The organism is Furfurilactobacillus siliginis, from assembly GCF_001437435.1.
In the GTDB taxonomy this organism is placed as follows: Bacteria; Bacillota; Bacilli; order Lactobacillales; family Lactobacillaceae; genus Furfurilactobacillus; species Furfurilactobacillus siliginis.
On the sequence record NZ_JQCB01000030.1, the window covers coordinates 1 to 3,227 of the forward strand.

Here is a 3,227-nt window from a genome sequence, read left to right on the forward strand (position 1 = left end):
CCTACCCTCGCAGGGAGCGATCCCCCAACTACTCTTGGCGCGACAAAGCTTAACTTCCGTGTTCGGCATGGGAACGGGTGTATCCTTTGTGCCATCATCACCACACTTTGAGTGTTACCCACTCAAAACTGAATCAGATTCTTTTTATTAGTTAAACCGGACCACCACTTCGTGGTTAAGTCCTCGACCGATTAGTACTAGTCCGCTCCATGTGTCGCCACACTTCCACTTCTAGCCTATCTACCTCATCATCTCTGAGGGGTCTTACTTCCATATAGGAATGGGAAATCTCATCTCGAGGCGAGTTTCACACTTAGATGCTTTCAGCGTTTATCTCATCCATACATAGCTACCCAGCGATGCTCCTGGCGGAACAACTGGTACACCAGCGGTATGTCCATCCCGGTCCTCTCGTACTAAGGACAGCTCCTCTCAAATTTCCTGCGCCCGCGACGGATAGGGACCGAACTGTCTCACGACGTTCTGAACCCAGCTCGCGTACCGCTTTAATGGGCGAACAGCCCAACCCTTGGGACCGACTACAGCCCCAGGATGCGATGAGCCGACATCGAGGTGCCAAACCTCCCCGTCGATGTGGACTCTTGGGGGAGATGAGCCTGTTATCCCCAGGGTAGCTTTTATCCGTTGAGCGATGGCCCTTCCATGCGGTACCACCGGATCACTAAGCCCGACTTTCGTCCCTGCTCGACCTGTCTGTCTCACAGTCAAGCTCCCTTGTGCCTTTACACTCTACAAATGATTTCCAACCATTTTGAGGGAACCTTTGGGCGCCTCCGTTACCTTTTAGGAGGCGACCGCCCCAGTCAAACTGCCCACCTGACACTGTCTCCCGTCACGCTAAGTGACGTGGGTTAGAGTGGTCGTATAACAAGGGTAGTATCCCACCAATGCCTCCTTCGAGACTAGCGTCCCGAGCTCTACGGCTCCTACCTATCCTGTACAAGTTATACAAACACCCAATATCAAGCTACAGTAAAGCTCCATGGGGTCTTTCCGTCCTGTCGCGGGTAACCCGCATCTTCACGGGTAATATAATTTCACCGAGTCTCTCGTTGAGACAGTGCCCAGATCGTTACGCCTTTCATGCGGGTCGGAACTTACCCGACAAGGAATTTCGCTACCTTAGGACCGTTATAGTTACGGCCGCCGTTCACTGGGGCTTCAATTCTGAGCTTCGCTTACGCTAACCCATCCTTTTAACCTTCCAGCACTGGGCAGGCGTCAGCCCCTATACGTCATCTTACGATTTTGCAGAAACCTGTGTTTTTGATAAACAGTCGCCTGGGCCTTTTCACTGCGGCTACACTTGCGTGCAGCACCCCTTATTCCGAAGTTACGGGGTCATTTTGCCGAGTTCCTTAACGAGAGTTCACTCGCACACCTTAGGATTCTCTCCTCGACTACCTGTGTCGGTTTGCGGTACGGGTAATTAAACTCTAACTAGAAGCTTTTCTCGGCAGCGTGACATCAACGACTTCCCTACTTAAAATTCGGTCCTCATCACAGCTCAATGTTAAAGAAACAAGCATTTGACTCGTTTCACACCTCACTGCTTGACCAGACATTTCCAATCGTCTGGATCGTTTAGCCTTCTGCGTCCCTCCATTGTTCAAACAAGTTTAACTAGTACAGGAATCTCAACCTGTTTTCCATCGACTACGCCTTTCGGCCTCGCCTTAGGTCCCGACTAACCCTGGGAGGACGAGCCTTCCCCAGGAAACCTTAGTCATTCGGTGGATCAGATTCTCACTGATCTTTCGCTACTCATACCGGCATTCTCACTTCTATGCGCTCCACCAGTCCTCACGGTCTGACTTCATTGCCCATAGAACGCTCTCCTATCGCGCCACTTACGTGGCACCCACAGTTTCGGTAATATGCTTAGCCCCGGTACATTTTCGGCGCAGAATCACTCGACTAGTGAGCTATTACGCACTCTTTAAATGGTGGCTGCTTCTGAGCCAACATCCTAGTTGTCTATGCAACTCCACAACCTTTTCCACTTAGCATATATTTAGGGACCTTAACTGGTGATCTGGGCTGTTCCCCTTTCGACGGTGGATCTTATCACTCATCGTCTGACTCCCGGATAACACATCAATGGCATTCGGAGTTTATCTGAATTCAGTAACCCATGACGGGCCCCTAGTTCAAACAGTGCTCTACCTCCATGATGCTCTAATCCGAGGCTAGCCCTAAAGCTATTTCGGAGAGAACCAGCTATCTCCAAGTTCGTTTGGAATTTCACCGCTACCCACACGTCATCCCAGCCTTTTTCAACAGACACGGGTTCGGCCCTCCGGTGCGTATTACCGCACTTTCAGCCTGCACATGGGTAGGTCACCTGGTTTCGGGTCTACTTCAACATACTCAATCGCCCATTTCAGACTCGCTTTCGCTACGGCTCCGGTCTTTCCACCTTAACCTTGCATGTTAACGTAACTCGCCGGTTCATTCTACAAAAGGCACGCTATCACCCATTAACGGGCTCTAACTACTTGTAGGCACACGGTTTCAGGAACTATTTCACTCCCCTTCCGGGGTGCTTTTCACCTTTCCCTCACGGTACTGGTTCACTATCGGTCACTAGGGAGTATTTAGCCTTACGGGATGGTCCCCGCAAATTCCGACGGAATTTCACGTGCTCCGCCGTACTCAGGATCCTGAACTGAGGGACTTTGATTTCGTCTACGTGGCTATCACACGCTCTGGCGACGCTTCCCAACGTCTTCGACTATCAAGGTCCTTGGTAACTCAAATGTTCAGTCCTACAACCCCAAACTGCAAGCAGTCTGGTTTGGGCTCTTCCCCGTTCGCTCGCCGCTACTTAGGGAATCGATTTTTCTTTCTCTTCCTGTTGCTACTTAGATGTTTCAGTTCACAACGTCTACCTTCAACTAGAGTATGTATTCCCCTAGTGATGACCAGCGGTTAAACTGGCCGGGTTTCCCCATTCGGAAATCTCCGGATCAAAGCTTACTTACAGCTCCCCGAAGCATATCGGTGTTAGTCCCGTCCTTCATCGGCTCCTAGTGCCAAGGCATCCACCGTGCGCCCTTTCTAACTTAACCTAACAGTTCATAAGAACTGCGGTTATGAGTTTAGCGATAAACAATTTAACTTGTTAAAAAACTCAAAAAACGCGGTGTTCTCGGTTTTATTACTAATAAAAAGAATCATGATTCAGTTTTCAATGAACAACATTC

The 3,227-nt window shown here is 49.9% G+C and carries 2 rRNA genes; both read right to left on the minus strand.

Annotated elements, in window-relative coordinates:
* Positions 1–105: ribosomal RNA gene (rrf, locus tag IV55_RS09995) — 5S ribosomal RNA — on the minus strand; the annotation flags it as partial.
* Between the two features lie 66 nt (positions 106–171).
* A 23S ribosomal RNA gene (locus tag IV55_RS10000) occupies positions 172–3,092 on the minus strand.
* Positions 3,093–3,227: the final 135 nt, after the last annotated feature.